The following is a 15,052-nucleotide window of genomic DNA, read 5'->3' as shown; positions in this document are numbered from 1 at the left end:
GTGGGGCACAGAACGCCGTAGCTGGGTTAAAGTTAGACGCCGATTGACATGTCGTCTGAGTACTCCCGGCTCACTTCAGATAGTCGGCCACTCCCGCATAGATGTACATACCTGCCATGATGTCTCGTATGGTTTGTCACCAGCGAGTATGAAACACTCACCAGCAGCGAACAGAAACCCCTCATACCGTTTGCAGCCTCACCAACCCTTTTTATTTGCGACCTTAGTGGCTTAAGCCAAAACGTTGAAATGCTACCTTTGCGCTGGTGCCGAAAAGTGCCGTCTCTTTCTTTGGTGGAGGAAGCGAGCTTTGCGAGTGCCGACACCCTGAGAAAGAGACGGCACGGCTTTTCAATGTGAAAACATGCCCTTAGCGCCGGGTCTCGAAGAGACCCGGCGCGAAAATTTTCTCAACCACCCGTTTCCGCTTTCCAAAATTCCGCGCTGCTGCGCGTTTCCATATATTGCTCACCCCAGCCTGTCCTGGTCACGATCAGGATGGCAAATGTCACGCAGGAATGCCCGGTGAATACTGGGATCGCGTCCTACGGGTCGCGGAAACAACCTGCGTTCATCACGGACTCCTTGAGCCCGTGATGGTGGTTTTCGAACCATCGACACCTACACTCACCAGCTATCCGCTGGGGCTAGCTTGGTGTGTTGCCGGGTTACTGTTTGCTTGTCAAGCAGTCACCCGGCAGTACATCAACCTACGGGAGGCAAACTATGGGAAAACACGCACAGAAATTGAAACATGAGGCGCGCGGTATTATTGGCAAAAACTGGTCGGCAGCGTCGCTTACTCGGGAAAAACTTCTTGGGAACCTCGATCGAATCGCCGAGTTTGCTGCTGCTAAGGGCTACCAGCACATTTCGCAAATCGGGGGGCGTTTTGTGACCGACTTTTTTGAACACCTTAAGGCTGGTGGGAGGTCCCCATCTACCATCAGCGGCTACGCCACGGCCCTGAGAACCCTTGCGGCCGCCATTGGGAAGGTCAACATCGTCCCCCGCACTAACGAATCTCTCGGAGGTTCCAGAGCCGGCACGCGGCTCCAGCCAAAAGAACCGGATATTGAAAAACTCATAGAGGTACGCGAGAAGCTTTACACCAAAGCACAATGGCTGGGAATTGCACACGATATTCGTGCCGTTTTTGGTGTACGAGCTAAAGAAAGTCTCCTCACCCGGACCACTTTTGTGGATGCCCGTGGACGAACGCTTCTCCAGGTCGAGGGCACGAAGGGGGGACGACCTAGAAACCTTACCGTAGATACGCCTGAAAAAGGATCAGTTGTGGCCCAGTTGCGTGAGCACTTGGCCGCAACTGGTGGTAAATCCCTTATTCCTGCAAGGATGTCGCTGAAGGAGGCATATTCTTTCCAGAAAAACAGCCTCCACCGCCTTGGGGCGACGAAAGCCAATAATGCCAACGCCCACTTGGCTCGTCATGCCTATGCGCAGGCGCTTAAGGAGGCAGGCGTTGACCGAGCAGCCATAGCTCAGGATTTAGGACATGGGCGAATCGACGTTATTTCTCATTACTGCAGAAAGTGAAAAAAGGCCGCTGCTGCCGGGGAGACACCCCGGCAGCAGCGGCCTTTTTTTTGTCCATCATCGGTTTGTAACCTTAGCACTAGCGGCGGCTGCGTACCTTAAGCTACCCTGTGTACTGCTTCCGCGGGAACTATCTGGGATTTGCCACCGTCAACCGGCGCTAAGACATAATTGCTACCGTCCTTGCCCGTCACGGCATAGATCGCTCCGTGGAACGCGACCAGGCGCACCTGGAAACAATGCAACGAGTCTTGTCCGGAACGGAACAGCGAAAAGGACAGAATGCCCAACGTGAGCACAAGACATAGGATCCGGCTTACTAGGATGAGAACTTTCAATACAGTATCCTCGCTGTGAAAATGGAATGTCGAGCCGGTATCACCCTACAAATGGTTCAAAGTGGTTGTTCTGTGGTTGTTTATGGTTGTAAGTGGTTTACCAATGGTTCAGAAATGGTTCTAAATGGTTCAAAGTGGTTGTTATCGTCGGCTAGGGGAAGGGTTTATCGGCGGTGGGGTCCTGGCCCACCTTGAGATGCCGCATCCCGGCGCGGGCAGCACTCTGCGCGATCAGTGTCAGTGCTGCAGCGTTGATCTCGATGCTGCCCAAATCATCCCTCAGGCATTTTGTGATGCGGATAATCCGCTCAGTCCACTCCTGATCGGAGAGTTGGACCGTTTGGCGCAGTGCTCGCCGGAGATGCAGGGCCGTTTGCATGTACTTCTGGAATGCCCGCGATTGCTCAGCTAACGTCACCTCTATTTCGACGTCCAACTGTTTCAACTCCTCTGCCATCTTTGCATTTGCCTTCATAGTATTCCTCCTGTTAATTTGGTGTGCCTGAGCCAAGGGAGAATTCGCATGAGTTTCTGGCTGCCACACGGGCAGAAGACGCCATTCACCAGTTCAAAATGGTGGCGTTAGCACATTCGTTTCTGAGAATATCGCCGGCCCCGACATAGGTCCACATCACCTTCGCCGCAGTGATGCGTATACTCAGAGGAACTGTTGGGGCCAGAACAGTGATCAGCGATAACCACCATACTAGTGTGAGCAGCACCAGGAGGGCTAGTAGTGAGGCGGTCACTCCATTGATGATCATGCAGATGGCAAATTCGGTGGACTCCACCTTTTCACTTCGGGCCGACTTTTTCGTAATAGGGGACTGTTTCACTCTTTCTCCTAGCCTGCAGTGGGTTGAAATTTGGTGCGAATGAGACGGAAGGGGAAACTGAAAACGAGTTTTGTTTCTTCTTACGAGAGATTCTCGTCATCATTGGCGGGTATGGGGGCTGACAATCGTAGCACGAGCCGGTTCTACTGAGCTGTAATAGTGGCGGAAAGATGAATCTGCTTGTCTTCTGTGTCGCCTTGTTCTGCTTCGTTGAAGTGAAGGGCATTCCTGGAGGCTAGGTGCTGCATTCAAGCGATACCTCAGAAAACACAAGGCCAGTTCAAAGCAAAAGAAGGTGCACGATAAACAGGCGCCTAATTTGGGGCCTCTGATCGCCGGTAAAATGTTGAGGGAAAACGCTCCTGCGAAACTACTCACTAAAATAAGTGCATTCAAAAGTTCAGACTTCGGTGAATTGGTCATAAAAACCTCAAACACTAAAAATGAAAAACATAATTACATAATACGTAATTTCGTTTTGGTGTCAAGTTAAAAACTTGCATACGTAATTGTTATTTGTATAATGGTGTGGAAAGGAGACGGCATGGAGTTCGGAAGGAAATTACGGTTTTTGAGGCTAATGCAGGGGATGTCGCAGAAGGATCTGGCATGCTTGGTGGGGACGACCCCACCGTACTTGGCCAGGTACGAGGCTTCAGTTAATCACCCAAAGCGTGATGTGACCTTGATGCTGTCCCGGAGTTTGCGTGTCAGCGTGGAGTGGCTCGATTTTTCTACTGGAGCTCCGTTTCTGCTTCGGGTGTGGGCTCCTTTTGGGGAAGGGGATAGCAAAAAACATAGAGCAGCTGTCATCCGAGAGGCAGAGGCTCTTTTTCCAGAGTTCCTATCCAGCACCAACATTTTGCATGTTGTCCGATACACTGGAGGAAATAGCGATGTACATTATTTAATAGCGTTCCAAGCAATTGATTCGAGGGAGAAGCCCGCACACGACATTTCTGTCGTAATCATTTTTGTAAAAGACGAGTTGGACGAAATTATTAGTAATTGTTTTGATAGTAGCGGCATAAAGTTATACGAGTGGGATAATAATTCTGTAAATGTTGATCCTGATATAGATTCTGCAGATGTATTCGAGTTCTATATCGAAAATTTATCCATAAAGTTACCTACAGTTGATGCCAAAAAATATATCTCAGATTATATTAGATCTGAGTCGTTTGAGGAGGAAAAGCTAAGCTGGCTTATTCCTATAAATATTTATGTTCGTTCTAATACTGAACTCTCGCAAAAAAAAGCTGAGAAATTGTTATATCAGGCAATAGAAAATTTCAATTTAAATTCTTCTTCTGGGGTAAAGCTAGAAGTCCAAAAAAAGTAGTAACAGTAGGTTACTACATCTTGCAAAAACAATATCGATATTGTGACATGTCTTCCCTTGCCAAGGCGTATGCAACCGTGTGCGGCTCGCAAAAACGAAAGCCCCTGTACACAGGGGCTTCGATTGTTCTACTTCTTTGTGCCGCAGGATGCTACTCTATCACTGTGCCATCTACATCCCGAATCGCCCGAGCCACCCCGCCTGTTGCCAGTCGTTCAAGTCATTGGAAGGCGAAAGGTCGGGATGCAGCTTTTGTCATGTGCGCTCAACCTGCGTTACGTAGTGGAGGGGCTGTCCTTTTACATCAGGGATCTCATTGCTAACCCGAAACTTCAAGTAGCCAGTGGCTAGTTGCGATTGCAGGGAGGGATGTCCAGTCTTTTTGCGACCAGATTTATCTTGTCTTTTAGCTCCTTGATTTCCCCTTCGAGACGGTAGATCTCGTTGGAGTCCGCCCCTTCATTCGAGTACACGTATCGTAACTCTATCTCCTTTGCTTTTACTTCGCTTGCCAGCGGCGCCGTTTCCTGGACAAACTGCTCGACTACTCCTTTGTCTGCGCAGTTGCCGCACACGCTCCCCGCAAAAGCTGTTAAGGGGGTAACCGAAAGCGTGCCTAACACCAGTGCAATGCCTACAACGATCTTCCTTTTCATAATTCACATCTCCTTTTTAGTGTTTGGTTTCCCATCAATGAGTAGAACCCGCTGATCATGCTGGTTACATTTCGCATGCCATTTTGACTAGGTTTCTTTAAGTGTTTGTTTTACAAAGGCTTTGTCTGAGTCCAGGCTAGTTTGCTGTTTTGCTCCTCGCACAATATTCTTCTTTGCTAGAGGCTAAAATGGAGAATTTTGTGGAGTGATTGCAGACGATAGAACGCCCTCTCACTTCTCAGGTAGTAGGTCCTGGGTGAGCGGGTTCGGAAGCTCCTTGTGTAGACTATTCTCTGCCTTCTTTTAATATTCTCCAAAATCGTTGGACCGCTCCAGTACCCATTCAAAGTGCCGACCTAGAAAAACCAATGAAAATCAAGCGGCTTACCGAATGGCTAGACTGGTTGGCATGGTTGATGTAGTTAGACGCGACATGATGCATGAACCAAAGAGTCGCTGTGGGGCAATAGAAAAATAACGGTGAAAAGGAGATCCACATGTCAGGAAGAAGGATGGAGAGTTTGATTGCTGCAGGTGCGATGCTGCTCGGGGCGCTGACTTTGTTTGGCTGCTCAAAATACGACACTCCAAAGAGCGATGGTGGGAATATCAAGATACAGACTGCCACGCTGGCTGACGGTGGGGCCAGGTTTTATAAGTATGTCGACAATGACAAGGAGATCCGTTACTTCGTGGTGAAGACCTTGGATGGCGGGTACAAGGCAGCCTTTGACGCCTGCGATTCTTGTTATCGCGACAAGAAAGGGTACGAACAGCAAGGTGGCGTGATGAACTGCAAGAACTGCAACCAGAAGTTCCCCATCGACCGCCTGGGGCCAAATGCCACCGGCGGCTGCAATCCAGGCTATCTGCCGGTAAGTGTTCAGGGTGACATGATTTCAATTTCAGAAAGTACCCTGAAGGATGGAGCAAAATATTTCTAGCGGTGAGGGCGCTCAATTGGACGACTTCCCGCCAGAAAAGTTATTTATGCACAAACTAACAGCCATACGACTAGTGTCACTGGTGGCGTTCATAGTGGGCATAAGCCTGCTGCATTACGTGACGCCGCTTAGCCTCCCTTACCTGCATGCCATTTTCCAGCGGCTGTACTATCTCCCAATCATCCTCGCTGCTCTTTGGTTCGGTCTGCGTGGTGGACTCGTGTGTGCTTTGGTTGCCAGCATGGTCTACGCTCCTCACATCCTGTTCCAGTGGGGTGGTGAGTTTGCCATGGAAGCCGAAAAGTACCTTGAAATGGTCTTGTACAACCTGGTCGGCTGCATGACCGGATTTTTGTCCCAGCGTGAGCGTCAGCGTGCAGAGGAGCTTCAGAAAACCGCCTCCGGCCTGGAGGAGTCTTATCGGAAACTGCAGCAGCAATCGGAGCGAATCATCGTCATCGAAGAGCAGCTTCGCCGTGCTGAGAAACTGTCGACTCTGGGGGAGATGGCAGCCGTGCTCGCGCACGAGATCCGCAACCCGCTGGGCTCCATTCGCGGCACGGCAGAAATCCTGAAAGATGACTATAGCTCGGATGATCCAAAGAAGGAGTTCATCGACATCCAGATCAGGGAAACCGAGCGGCTGAACCGTGTGGTGGAGGACTTCCTTCATATGGCGCGTCCGCAGCCCACCGATATGCGACCGTGTCGCGTTCAGGAAGAGATAGAAACCATAGCCTCCCTGGTTGCCAACGATTCGAAGGTGAGAGGTGTGAGGCTTAGCGTGCTCCCTGCTGCTGAGACGGTCATGGTGTCCGCGGACGGGGAGAAGCTCCGGCAGGCCTTCCTCAATATCGTCTTGAATGCTCTGCAGGCAACGACGCCAGGGGGCACCGTAACTATCTCAACAACGGTTGTCGACGCAACTTCATGCGAGATTGAGTTCGCCGATACCGGCTCTGGGATCGAGGCTGCAACGCTCGATCGCATTTTTGAGCCGTTTTTCACCACCAAACCGGAAGGGACCGGCCTAGGCCTTGCCATTACCAAAAAGATAGTAGAAAGCCATGGCGGAGCTTTAACTATAGAGAGCAGTGCAGGGGTCGGGACGACGATTACGATCAGGCTGCCGTTGCAAGAAAAACTGATGGAGGGCCACCTTGAAACAAAAAATACTTGTCATTGATGACGATGCATCGCTGCGTCGGGTGTTGGAGTACAACCTCGTGGAGGAAGGTTACGATGTTATAGTAGCCTCATCCGGAGAGGAGGGGTTGTACCAGTTCGGGACCTTCAAGCCTGAGCTGGTCATCACCGACATGAAAATGACCGGAATGGATGGTCTAATGGTCTTAAAGTCCATAAAAGAGCGTTCGCCTGACACGCTGGTGATGATAATCACCGCGTTCGGTGCTGTTGAAACGGCCGTGGAGGCGATGAAGGCCGGTGCCTTCGACTTCATCACCAAACCGTTCAACAGGGATGCCCTGAGGCTGACAGTGCGAAAAGCGCTCCAGTTCAACGGACTTTCCCAGGAGAATAAGCGTCTGAGAGGCGCGCTGGTGGATCGTGCGGATTTCCGCACCATCGTGGGAACATCGCAAGAAATGGAGAAGGTGTTCAACGTCATTCGCAAAGTTGCAGACACCGAGGCTGCAATTCTGATAACCGGTGAATCCGGCACGGGGAAGGAGGTCATCGCTCGGTCGATCCATGCCAACAGCTCCCGCAAGGACGGCCCGTTCGTGGCCATCAACTGCGCCGCCATTCCCCGGGAACTTTTGGAGAGCGAACTGTTCGGCCATGTCAAAGGCGCGTTCACAGGCGCCATCAGGGACAAAGTAGGAAAGTTCCAACTCGCCGAAGGAGGAACCATCTTTCTGGACGAGGTGGGAGACCTCCCTGTAGAAATGCAGCCTAAGCTGCTCCGGGCGCTCCAGGAGAAGGAGGTCGTGGCGGTTGGCGGTACCAAGGTGGAAAGGCTTGATGTGCGGGTCGTGTCGGCTACAAACCTGGATATCGACAAGGCGATTGCAGAGGGTGCTTTCCGTGAGGACCTCTATTATCGTCTGTCGGTGATTCCGATCCATCTGCCGCCTCTTCGTGCCAGGCGTCAGGATATCCCGCTGTTGATCAAATATTTCTGCGGCAAAAACGGCTTCCCGAAGGTCGCCTTCGAGAAGCCTGCACTCTCGGCTTTAGTGAATTACTCATGGCCCGGCAATGTCCGCGAGCTGGAAAACACCATCGAGCGTCTGCTCATAATGCGTAACGGGGATACCATAGCGCTGGAAGAGCTCCCGGGAAAACTGTTGGAAGAAAAATCGCAGAGCCGCTTAGGCACCGCGGTCGTCAGGCTTCCCGACGAGGGATACTCGTTGGAGCAGTTGGAGCGGGAGGTCGTCATCGACACGCTGGAGCGTAACAACTGGAACCAGGCGGCTGCTGCCCGGTTCCTGAAGATCCCCCGGCACATGCTTGTCTACCGCTTGGAGAAGTTCGGCATAAACATCCCGGAAGATCGAAGCAGGCAAAAGAAGGGCAGTAACCTTCTCATAATGTAATAACAGGGTCAAATTTAAGTAAAGCCAAAAGCTGCATGACTTCTCGCTCAGAAGTTGTGCAGCTTTTTTTGTTTGCACTCCTTAACCCAATGAATAAAGAATATTGCATTCATGTAGTTGGATATTGTTTGTATACGTTTTGCGGCGATCTGTAAGTATGCGTAATGTTGTTGATGCGTAATTGGTACGGTAATTGATAATAGTATGAGTATCTGTAGCAGCAGAATAAAAAGGAGAAAGTATGAAACGATATGGAATTTTCACACTGCTTGTTCTTTTGTTGCTTCAAGCCAGTACCGGTTTTGCGCAAGGTTCAGAAACACGTTTTGAGGAGCTTGCTCCTTTAATAGAGCGAGCGGTTGCCGAAAACCCGGAGCTAAAAGCATCCAGAGCCCGTTGGCAGATGTTTCTTGAAAAGATTCCCCAAGCCAAGGCCCTCGAAGACCCGATGCTGATGCTCAAGTTGGATAACCTGCTGGTTCGGGATCCGCTTTCCACTGGGGGGAGGGATCCAGCAACGGCCAAGATCATCGGGATCTCACAGCAGATCCCGTTTTGGGGCAAGCGGGATCTCAGGGAGGAGGTGGCTCGTTCCGAGGCGCAGACATACAAGTGGGGGGTCGAGGAACGGAAACTCCAGCTGGTCCGGCTGGTAAAACAGGCCTACTACCAGATCTATTCGGTGGACAGGGCGCTGGAGGTCGTAGAGAAGAACATCAAGATGCTAGCCGATCTTTCAGTCGTCGCTGAGACCAAATACTCGGTAGGGCAGGGTGTACAGCAGGACATATACAAGTCGTATATTGAAAAGTCGAAAATGCTCGAAGCGCAGATTACGTTGCAACAGCAGCGGAAAAGCTTGCAAGCCAATCTCAACTACCTGCTGTATCGACCGACGGATACCGCTGTCGCAAAGATCCCCGATTTCAACCTTCCCACGCTTACCCTCTCATCCGAGGCGCTGCAACAGGCTGCCGTCGAAAAACGCCCCGAGGTGAAGGGGCTGCAGAGCCAGGTACAAAAGGGACAGGCGGCTTACCGGCTGGCGCAGAAGGAATATTATCCGGATTTCAACGTGTCGTTCGAATACATGCTCAGGGAGAAGGCCATGAACGATCCCGGTTACGACATGTACACACTGGGGCTGACTTTCAATCTGCCGTTTCAGCAATCCCGCAGGCAAGCCCAGCTTGCGGAGGCTTCCTCCGGTACCGACATGGCCAAGGAGGAACTAAACGTTCTCAAAAACAACATTCGCTCCTCCATTAGTGACCTACAGGCGCAGATGGAGCGCTACCAAAAGCAGGTGGATCTTTACCGCAGAGGGATCATCCCGCAGGCTTCGCAGGCATTGGAGTCGGCAATCATAAGCTACCGGGTCAACAAGGTGGACTTTCTCACCGTGCTGGACGCGCGTATCAATCTTTTCAACTACGAAAAGGAACTCTACGAATCGCAGGCGCAATACATGAACAAGCTTGCCGAGCTGGAAGCGGTGGTTGGAGCCGATCCGGCAGCGCTGTGAGGGTTGGTTTGCATAAAGAATCGCTGCAGCAACCAGAATAAATGAGCACGGAGGAAACTGATGACCCTGAAAAAGAAGATCGCAATCTCGATGCTGGCTGCGGCCGTGACGGCATCGGCTGGCGGCGGCTGGTACCTGTTGAAGCATAAAAGCTCCGGCACGGCAAAGGACATTAAGGCGCACGAGGGCGCGCAACTTTACACCTGCGCGATGCATCCGTTCATCGTTAAGGACAAACCCGGGACCTGTCCGGTCTGCAACATGGCGCTGATCAAAAAGATCGACGGCGGCGCAGCATCGGGACCGATGACGCAGGACCAGAAACAGCAGGCAGAAATGCTTGGACACGTAACGTTATCCCCGACGCAGATGGTCATGGCAAACGTCGCCACCGTTACGGCGTCACAGGCACAGCTGAAGAAGGAGATCAACGCCGTAGGCATTGTCCAGTACGACCAGTCGAGGCAGGCAAAGGTGACCGCATGGGTTCCCGGGCGTATCGACAAACTGCATGTCAATACCATCGGTGCGGTGGTAGGTAAAAACACCCCGGTGGCTGAAATCTACTCTCCCGAGCTCGTCGCAGCACAACAGGAGTACCTGCTGGCCGTGAAGAGCCAGCAACAGCTGAAAGATTCACCGCTCAGCGCCATTTCCCAAAACGGCGAGGGGCTGCTGCAATCCGCCAAGCAGCGGCTGATGCTTCTTGGCGTCAAGGAAAAGCAGATCTCCGAGCTGGTGAATACGGGCAAACCCAACCTGCGGCTGCCGATCTACGCCTCACAGCCAGGTGTCGTCATCGAGAAGCTGGTTCAACAGGGGCAGTACCTCAATACCGGAGACGTCCTCTTCAACGTCGCGGACCTTTCCACCGTATGGGTGGAGGCGGAGGTATATGAAGACGAGGCTCCTAACGTGAGGATCGGACAATCGGTCGACATTCTCTCCCAGTCCTTCCCCGGCAGGCAGTTCAGAGGCAGGATCTCGTTCATCTATCCCTTTTTGGATCCGAAGACCAGGACCATCAAGGCGCGAGTCGAACTGCGCAACCCTGGGATGAAACTGAAGCCGGACATGTTCGTCAACGCCGTCATCAAGACCGAACTCGGCACCGCCATCTTCGTGCCGGCAAGCGCCGTCATCGATACCGGCAAGCGGCAGGTGGTATGGGTCGAGAAAATGCCGGGGATGTTCGAGCCGCGGGATGTGCAGGTCGGGCAGCAGAGTGGGGACAAGCTGCAAATACTTTCGGGCATCAGCGTCGGGGACAAGGTGGCAGTGTCCGGTGCTTACCTGATCGATTCGGAATCTCAGTTAAGAGGCGGACAGGGACACGGCGGTCACGCTGGCCATGCCGGCGGCTCTCCTGCCAAAGAGGGACATGGCAGCGGCGCGGCCGCTTCCCCGCAGCACAATAAACCAAAAGGCACACTCAGCGTGGATGACATGAACATGTAGCAGAGCAGGTACCTAAACGACATTCAAAGGACGTTGCCGCCATGATCGAAAAAATCATTGAATATTCGGCCCGCAACCGGGTCATCATCCTGATGGTCTTCGCACTGATCATCTCCTGGGGGGCCTGGTCGGTCTACAAGACACCGGTGGATGCCATCCCCGATGTGTCGGACAACCAGGTCATCGTCTACACAGCGTATCCCGGTCGATCTCCGCAGGTAGTGGAAGACCAGGTCACCTATCCGCTGGCCGTGAACCTGCAGGGCCTGCCGAAGGTCCGCGCCGTCAGGGCTTCCTCCGCCTTTGGTTTCTCCATGGTCTACGTCATCTTCGAGGATGACGCCGATATCTACTGGGCAAGGACCCGGGTGCTCGAGCGCCTCAATTACGCGGCGGGGCAGCTGCCACCGAACGTTCGCCCGACACTCGGCCCCGACGGCACCGGCGTGGGGCACGTATTCTGGTACAGCATCCAGGGGAAAGGGTATGACCTGGAACAGTTGCGAACACTCCAGGACTGGTTCGTCCGCTATCAACTGAACACGGTGAACGGTGTTTCGGAGGTGGCATCTATCGGTGGCCTGGTGCGCGAGTACCAGATCGACCTCGATCCCAACAAGCTGCGGGCCTACAACATAAAGACAGGCAAGGTGATGGAGGCCGTCAAGGCATCCAATAACGACGTCGGAGGGAGGCTGCTCGAGCAGGCCGACGCGGAGTATCTTATCCGCGGCAAGGGGTACGTGAAGTCCAAAGAGGACCTGGAGAACATCGTGGTTGGCACCGACCCGCGCGGCACCCCCATCTTCGTGAAGAACCTGGGCAAGGTGCAGACGGGAGGTGCGATCCGCAGGGGACTTCTGGAGATAAACGGCGAAGGCGAGGCCGTCGGCGGCGTAGTGGTCATGCGTTATGGGGAGAATGCCAAAGACGTGATCAAGCGGGTCAAGGCAAAGATAAAGGAGCTCGAGAAGGGGCTGCCCCCGGACGTGAAGATAGTTGTTTCCTATGACCGTTCCGATCTGATCGACCGGGCAATTAAAAACCTGAGGTCCTCTCTCATAGAAGAATCCGTGATTGTGTCGCTGGTGGTTCTCCTGTTCCTGCTGCACTTCCAGAGTGCGCTCGTCATAGTCATCACGTTGCCGATCGCAGTGATGACGTCCTTTATCACCATGAAAACGATGGGGGTCACCTCCAACATCATGTCCTTGGGGGGGATCGCCATCGCCATCGGCGTCCTCGTGGATGCCGGCGTCATCATGGTCGAGAACTGCTACCGCCATCTGTCCGACCTGCCGCCGGAGGAGCGCGCTGGGAAAAGGCTGGAGGTGATCATCGCCTCCGCCAAGCAGGTCGGTCGAGCCATCTTCTTCTCGCTGGCCATCATCGTGCTCTCCTTCGTACCGGTCTTCATGCTCGAGGGGCAGGAAGGAAAGCTCATGCATCCGCTGGCATTCACCAAGACCTTTTCGATTATGGGCTCCGCGGTGATAGCCGTCACTCTCGTGCCGGTGCTTATGTATTACTTCATGCGCGGCAGGATGCCGGCGGAGAGTGCAAACCCGGTCTCCAGCTTTTTCGTCAGGATTTACTCGCCGGTGATACGCTGGGTCCTCAAATGGAAGAAGACCACCATCGCCTTAAACCTCCTGGCGCTGCTCGTCGCCGTCCCGCTGTTCATGAAGCTGGGTTCCGAGTTCATGCCGCCGCTCGATGAGGGCTCGCTGGTGTACATGCCGGTCACCCTTCCCAACATCTCTATTACGGAAGCGAAGAGGCTCCTGCACCTCGAAAACAAGATCATCAAGAGCGTTCCGGAAGTCGAATACGTCTTCGGCAAGGTGGGGAGGGCCGATACGGCGACCGACCCCGTTCCTATCTCGATGTTTGCTTCCACCATAATTCTGAAGCCAAAGGAGCAGTGGCGCCCGGGACTGACCAAGGCGGATATCGTGGCCGAACTGGACGGAAAACTCCAGCAGATAGGTGTCCGTAACGGCTGGACCCAGCCGATCATCAACCGGATCAACATGCTCTCCACCGGCATCCGTACCGATCTCGGGGTCAAAATCTTCGGCAGCGATTTGAACGTGCTGCGCGACCTGGCCCTGCAGGCGGAAACGATCATAAAGCCCATAAAAGGTGCCGCGGACGTCGTAGCCGAGCGGGTCACCGGCGGCAATTACCTCGATATCGATATCGACCGCGAGGCCGCCGCACGGTACGGCGTGAGTGTCGGTGACATCCAGGACGTCATCGAAACCTCTCTGGGCGGGGAGGGGCTTTCCACCTCGGTCGAGGGGCGCAACCGGTTCCCCATCCGCATCAGGTACCTGGCGGACTATCGCGACAACATCCCGGCCATCCGGCGGATTCTCGTGGCGGGTGCTGACGGGGCCCAAGTGCCCCTTTCGCTGGTAACCAAGATCAAGGTTTCCACCGGTGCTCCTGAGATCAACAGTGAAGGCGGACTGTTGCGCTCGGTCGTCTTCTTGAACGTGCGCGGTCGGGACATGGGAAGCTTCGTCAATGAGGCGAAGCAGGCGCTGGAAAAACAGCTCAAGCTCCCCTCCGGGTACTATGTGACTTGGGCCGGACAATGGGAGAACCAGGTCCGAGCGGAAAAACGCCTGATGATACTCATGCCGGTCGGGTTGCTGGTCATATTCGCTCTACTCTACTTCACCTTCCACTCGGCACTCGAGGCGACCATGGTTTTACTCTCGGTTCCATTCGCCTTGATAGGCGGGGTCTACATGGTGTCGGCCCTTGGGTACAACATGTCGGTCGCAGTTTGGGTCGGTTTCATCGCTTTGTACGGTATAGCGGTGGAGACCGGGGTTGTGATGGTCATATACCTCCATGAAGCGCTGGACAAGAAGCTCGTCAACGGGCCGTGCACGGAGAAGGATATCTACGATGCTACCTACGAAGGCGCAGTACTACGGCTGCGGCCCAAACTCATGACTGTTGCCGTGGCTCTGCTGGGCCTCGTGCCCATCATGTGGTCCTCCGGAACCGGGTCTGACGTGATGAAGCCAATCGCGGCGCCGATGATCGGTGGCATGATCACCTCCGCTATTCATGTCCTGATCATGACGCCAATCATCTTCGTGCTGATGAAAACGCGGGATCTGAAAAAAGGAAAGCTCAAATATTCGGGAATGAAGCACTGACCCCAAACGGGGCAGCACCACAAATAAAGGAGATAAACATGAAAAAAATGCAGCCCCTGATGGTCGCGGCGGCAGTCCTTGGTCTTTCCATCCCCATGACGGCCCTGGCAAAGACGGTCCCGGCACCCATCACGACACAGGTGGGAAAGGGAGCCCTCGATTATCAAGAGACCATCGGAAACCTGAGGGTTACCTTCAAGTTTGTCAGCATGAAAGAGCACATGCAGGCAGCCGGGATCGAGATGCCCAAGGACATGAAGGAGACCCACCACCTCAAGGTCGACTTCCTTGATGCCAAAACCGGCAAACCTTTCACTGAAGGTGAAGTCAAAGTCAAGGTTCAGGGCCCGGACAAAGTCGCGCAGGTAAAGGATCTGGTGGCGATGAACAACCGCTTTTGCAGCGATTTGGACCTTTCGAAAAAGGGGAAGTACGGGGTCATGACCAAGTTCCAACTCAAGGGGCGCGAAGTGCAAAGCATAAAGTTCTGGTACACGGTCAAGTAGTTACTCCTCACGGGATAACGTTATTCCGGCAACGTAAAACTGTTGGTAACGAAATACCGTTGCTGGCCGGACGCCCTCCGTGGGCAGTTTGTTGTGGAAATTCAGAGTGTTGTCTGCACTAATAGCGTTGGCGTGGCACTTGCTAAT

General features: G+C 53.4%; 12 protein-coding genes. 9 read left to right on the top strand and 3 right to left on the bottom strand.

What is annotated here, in order from left to right; genetic code table 11:
- The first annotated feature begins 726 nt into the window (after positions 1-726).
- The gene (locus KP001_RS09225) at positions 727-1,557 is read left to right on the top strand and encodes an integrase domain-containing protein (RefSeq protein ID WP_217289227.1); all 831 of its coding nucleotides are present in this window, start codon (positions 727-729) and stop codon (positions 1,555-1,557) included.
- 489 nt (positions 1,558-2,046) lie between these two features.
- On the opposite strand, the gene KP001_RS09220 is transcribed toward KP001_RS09225, so the two are convergent.
- Both KP001_RS09220 and KP001_RS09215 read right to left on the bottom strand, forming a co-directional pair.
- Entirely contained in the window at positions 2,047-2,370 is a 324-nt protein-coding gene (locus KP001_RS09220) for a hypothetical protein (RefSeq protein ID WP_217289226.1), read from the bottom strand.
- Between the two features lie 85 nt (positions 2,371-2,455).
- Positions 2,456-2,731, bottom strand: a complete 276-nt coding sequence (locus KP001_RS09215; protein ID WP_217289225.1) for a hypothetical protein — start codon at positions 2,729-2,731, stop codon at positions 2,456-2,458.
- Between the two features lie 544 nt (positions 2,732-3,275).
- On the opposite strand from KP001_RS09215, the gene KP001_RS09210 reads away from it, so the two are divergent.
- Positions 3,276-4,073, top strand: coding sequence for a helix-turn-helix domain-containing protein (locus KP001_RS09210; protein ID WP_217289224.1), 798 nt, complete (start codon positions 3,276-3,278; stop codon positions 4,071-4,073).
- Between the two features lie 347 nt (positions 4,074-4,420).
- Here KP001_RS09210 and KP001_RS09205 read toward each other — a convergent pair whose 3' ends face one another.
- A complete protein-coding gene (locus KP001_RS09205; RefSeq protein ID WP_217289223.1) occupies positions 4,421-4,729 on the bottom strand; it encodes a hypothetical protein in 309 nt (102 codons plus the stop codon).
- A 497-nt stretch (positions 4,730-5,226) separates the two neighbouring features.
- Here KP001_RS09205 and KP001_RS09200 point away from each other — a divergent pair, with 497 nt between their 5' ends.
- The 7 genes from KP001_RS09200 to KP001_RS09170 all read left to right on the top strand — a co-directional run bounded on the left by KP001_RS09200 (position 5,227) and on the right by KP001_RS09170 (position 14,905).
- On the top strand, positions 5,227-5,673 hold the full coding sequence (locus tag KP001_RS09200; RefSeq protein ID WP_217289222.1) for a DUF2318 domain-containing protein: 447 nt from the start codon (positions 5,227-5,229) through the stop codon (positions 5,671-5,673).
- A 46-nt stretch (positions 5,674-5,719) separates the two neighbouring features.
- Positions 5,720-6,859 carry an ATP-binding protein gene (locus KP001_RS09195; RefSeq protein WP_217289586.1) on the top strand — a complete coding sequence of 380 codons (1,140 nt, stop codon included), beginning with the start codon at positions 5,720-5,722 and terminating at the stop codon, positions 6,857-6,859.
- Positions 6,834-8,237 carry a sigma-54-dependent transcriptional regulator gene (locus KP001_RS09190; protein WP_217289221.1) on the top strand — a complete coding sequence of 468 codons (1,404 nt, stop codon included), beginning with the start codon at positions 6,834-6,836 and terminating at the stop codon, positions 8,235-8,237. Before KP001_RS09195 ends, KP001_RS09190 begins: the two co-directional genes overlap by 26 nt.
- Positions 8,238-8,478: 241 nt before the next feature.
- The gene (locus tag KP001_RS09185; RefSeq protein WP_217289220.1) at positions 8,479-9,762 is read left to right on the top strand and encodes a TolC family protein; all 1,284 of its coding nucleotides are present in this window, start codon (positions 8,479-8,481) and stop codon (positions 9,760-9,762) included.
- Between the two features lie 60 nt (positions 9,763-9,822).
- The gene (locus KP001_RS09180; RefSeq protein ID WP_217289219.1) at positions 9,823-11,220 is read left to right on the top strand and encodes an efflux RND transporter periplasmic adaptor subunit; all 1,398 of its coding nucleotides are present in this window, start codon (positions 9,823-9,825) and stop codon (positions 11,218-11,220) included.
- A 41-nt stretch (positions 11,221-11,261) separates the two neighbouring features.
- Positions 11,262-14,399, top strand: a complete 3,138-nt coding sequence (locus tag KP001_RS09175) for an efflux RND transporter permease subunit (protein WP_217289218.1) — start codon at positions 11,262-11,264, stop codon at positions 14,397-14,399.
- Positions 14,400-14,437: 38 nt separating this feature from the next.
- Entirely contained in the window at positions 14,438-14,905 is a 468-nt protein-coding gene (locus KP001_RS09170; RefSeq protein ID WP_217289217.1) for a hypothetical protein, read from the top strand.
- Positions 14,906-15,052 lie beyond the last annotated feature (147 nt).

The sequence above is a fragment of the Geomonas subterranea genome, assembly GCF_019063845.1.
Taxonomy (GTDB): Bacteria; Desulfobacterota; Desulfuromonadia; order Geobacterales; family Geobacteraceae; genus Geomonas; species Geomonas subterranea.
The sequence above is the reverse complement of the archived record's forward strand: the minus strand, read 5'-3'. Positions and strand labels throughout refer to the sequence as shown.

What these genes read in the sequence shown, in the direction of transcription:
- KP001_RS09205 (WP_217289223.1), bottom strand. Translation starts at nt 4,729, where the DNA reads ATGAAAAGGAAGATCGTTGTAGGCATTGCACTGGTGTTAGGCACGCTT.
- KP001_RS09175 (WP_217289218.1), top strand. Translation starts at nt 11,262, where the DNA reads ATGATCGAAAAAATCATTGAATATTCGGCCCGCAACCGGGTCATCATC.
- KP001_RS09200 (WP_217289222.1), top strand. Translation starts at nt 5,227, where the DNA reads ATGTCAGGAAGAAGGATGGAGAGTTTGATTGCTGCAGGTGCGATGCTG.
- KP001_RS09180 (WP_217289219.1), top strand. Translation starts at nt 9,823, where the DNA reads ATGACCCTGAAAAAGAAGATCGCAATCTCGATGCTGGCTGCGGCCGTG.
- KP001_RS09195 (WP_217289586.1), top strand. Translation starts at nt 5,720, where the DNA reads ATGCACAAACTAACAGCCATACGACTAGTGTCACTGGTGGCGTTCATA.
- KP001_RS09210 (WP_217289224.1), top strand. Translation starts at nt 3,276, where the DNA reads ATGGAGTTCGGAAGGAAATTACGGTTTTTGAGGCTAATGCAGGGGATG.
- KP001_RS09225 (WP_217289227.1), top strand. Translation starts at nt 727, where the DNA reads ATGGGAAAACACGCACAGAAATTGAAACATGAGGCGCGCGGTATTATT.
- KP001_RS09170 (WP_217289217.1), top strand. Translation starts at nt 14,438, where the DNA reads ATGAAAAAAATGCAGCCCCTGATGGTCGCGGCGGCAGTCCTTGGTCTT.
- KP001_RS09185 (WP_217289220.1), top strand. Translation starts at nt 8,479, where the DNA reads ATGAAACGATATGGAATTTTCACACTGCTTGTTCTTTTGTTGCTTCAA.
- KP001_RS09220 (WP_217289226.1), bottom strand. Translation starts at nt 2,370, where the DNA reads ATGAAGGCAAATGCAAAGATGGCAGAGGAGTTGAAACAGTTGGACGTC.